The sequence below is a fragment of the Pseudoalteromonas sp. AOP7-A1-14 genome (genome assembly GCF_052376275.1).
Lineage (GTDB): Bacteria > Pseudomonadota > Gammaproteobacteria > Enterobacterales > Alteromonadaceae > Pseudoalteromonas.
The window spans coordinates 1-2399 of the sequence record NZ_JBQSVO010000205.1 but is presented as its reverse complement, the minus strand read 5'-3'; the positions used below and the strand labels follow the sequence as shown (position 1 = coordinate 2399).

General features: G+C 35.3%; 2 protein-coding genes and 2 pseudogenes. 3 read left to right on the top strand and 1 reads right to left on the bottom strand.

Annotated features, from left to right (window positions below; genetic code table 11):
- The first annotated feature begins 109 nt into the window (after positions 1 to 109).
- Together ACT3RM_RS17515 and ACT3RM_RS17510 are read left to right on the top strand one after the other, a co-directional pair.
- Positions 110 to 502: a hypothetical protein gene (locus tag ACT3RM_RS17515; protein ID WP_192543133.1), complete on the top strand. Its 393-nt coding sequence runs from the start codon at positions 110 to 112 to the stop codon at positions 500 to 502.
- A 15-nt stretch (positions 503 to 517) separates the two neighbouring features.
- Positions 518 to 1336, top strand: a complete 819-nt coding sequence (locus tag ACT3RM_RS17510; RefSeq protein ID WP_192543132.1) for a hypothetical protein — start codon at positions 518 to 520, stop codon at positions 1334 to 1336.
- 256 nt (positions 1337 to 1592) lie between these two features.
- On the opposite strand, the pseudogene ACT3RM_RS17505 reads toward ACT3RM_RS17510, so the two are convergent.
- Positions 1593 to 1970: pseudogene (locus ACT3RM_RS17505) on the bottom strand (efflux RND transporter permease subunit); the annotation flags it as partial.
- A gap of 122 nt (positions 1971 to 2092) precedes the next feature.
- Here ACT3RM_RS17505 and ACT3RM_RS17500 point away from each other — a divergent pair.
- Positions 2093 to 2399 (top strand): annotated as a pseudogene (locus tag ACT3RM_RS17500) (transposase); the annotation flags it as partial.

Genomic DNA, 2399 nt, shown 5'->3' with positions numbered 1-2399 from the left:
ATATTAAAAATGTTCAATTGCTTATTTTACGATCTCTTGTTTTAATTTTTTGTTGCTGGATAGTTCCTTTTATGTATACTTTAGGTTGATTAATTTAAAAGGAGTTTTAATGAAATTTAATAAAAAATTTTTATTTCCACTTTTTCTTGTGGGAATTTATGCCGTTCCATCTCAAGCTGCTGTATCTGCCTTTAGTCGTTCTAATTGCTATGTTCCCATTGCTGAAGTTGGTTGGGAAAGCCTTACTTGGGGCTGGCCTCAATCCTCTAGAGCAACTAGTTCATGGCATTTAAGATTTGGTGAAAATCGAGATAGTGCTCATAATTTAATTGCAGGAGATAACTGGGAAGTTCAATGGCACTCCATTGCATCTGATAGTCATGGTGCTTTAGGCTTAACCGGAAAATACGAAGTCAGAGGCAAGCATTGGTGGGGTAAATCACCAGGTCAGTACCACTACAAGAATTCTTACGCGATTGATTGCAATTTAAGTGAATTTTAAAAGGAAAAATAGTAAATGAATACTTCAATAAGAAATATTGTTTTTAGTGGCTTATTTATTAGTAGTGGACTCACTTTTGCTGAACCACCAATTATTGTAGATGAGAATAACCCTTTCCTAAATGAAAAGAGCCAGAAATCAATAAATGAACCCAATGGTGTTTCCATATACTCATTTTCAAAAGAGGAAATGAGTATAGCTAATAAAAATGAAAGTAAGTCTTATTTGAATGCTATCGAGAGTACGAATAACTTTGGTTATGTTGAAGTCGACTCTTCAGAAATTAGGGATTTTAACAAATTAATTGCTGAATATATTCAGCATGATTCTGACTTTAAAATTTCTAAAATGAGAAGCCTGCTTTTAAAACAAGCTTTATCGGATAGAGCAACTTTATCAGCTATAGTTCCAAATAAAATATCAAATGTTAACTCATTCAAAAAGGCAGACTTAACCTCGATCATTACTAGTGAAAAGAGTTTGGTTTTAGAGTCCTCTAGTGGTAACTTTATTAAAGGTAAGGGTTGGGACTCTCTGACTCGAATTGTAAAAAATCCAGAGTTTGGTATTTTGATTATTGATGAATGGGATTTTTCAGATGAAAGTAGTGGCGTGATAATGGACAGAGATGCTATTAATATTCATATCAATGGTAATCCTGGTATCATTATTGTAAAGCAAGATGAACATGGTAACGCAGAAACCTCTTTATCATGGGTAACTGATAGTAAATCATATTCCATTTTATTAAATAAAAATGTTTATCAAGAAGGGTTGATAAATTCTTTGGTTCTATTAGCTGAAAAATTTCCATCAGGGAACGCGAGTTATTAATATCTAAAATAGATCATGGCTTTAAGCATGCTCATCACATTACTGGGACAAAGAGTGCTTGAAGTTTGGTCACCATGTTCAAAGAATAGGGTCAGCAAAGAATAGCATCAAAGAATCGGGTCAGGTCTTTCTTCTTGCCTTTTTGTTTGTTGCTGGTAACTTTTAGATTCTTAGCTATGCAAATTATGTGTAGTATCAAAGTAACTAGATAAACTTTGATAAAGGCCAAGTAATGTAAATTATTTGGCCTTTTTTGTTAGCTGTTTTTTGGCACTTCAATTCTAAATAGTACCGTATAAAGCACTGGCACCACGATTAACGTGAGTATGGTGGCAAAGCCTAAACCAAACATGATGGTGACCGCCATTGACTGGAAGAACACATCAAATAACAGTGGGATCATGCCTAAAATAGTAGTGATTGCAGCCATTGCCACAGGCCGGACACGGCTTACACCGGAATCAAATACAGCTTGATAGGGGTCTTTGCCTTCACTGAGTTCGAGGTTTATTTGATCGACTAACACAATGCCATTTTTTATCAGCATGCCGCTTAGGCTCAGTAAGCCAAGCAGAGCCATAAAGCTAAATGCTGCATTCATTAATAATAAACCCGCGCTGACACGGAATAAACTAGACACCCATTTTAATTTTGTATTTTATGAAATTGGAATAAACTAGACACCCATTTTAATTTTGTATTTTATGAAATTAAAGGCTAAGTTTTAGTTAGTTTAAAAAATAGCCGGGGTGTATTATGGCAGTCGCAAGAAAACGACAAATAAGCTTGGTTGATACAAAATATTATCACTGTATTTCACGTTGTGTGCGCCGTGCATTCTTATGTGGCGAAGACCGTTTTACAGGTAAGTCTTACGCGCATCGCAGAGGCTGGGTTGAAGAAAAGTTACTTATGCTTGCCAAGGTGTTTTGTATTGACGTGTGTGCTTATGCAGTAATGAGTAACCACACGCATTTAGTCCTGTACGTTGATGACAAAAAAGTGAATCGATTAAATGACAAAGCAATTGTTATTCGTTGGCATAAACTGTGTAAAGGCACTT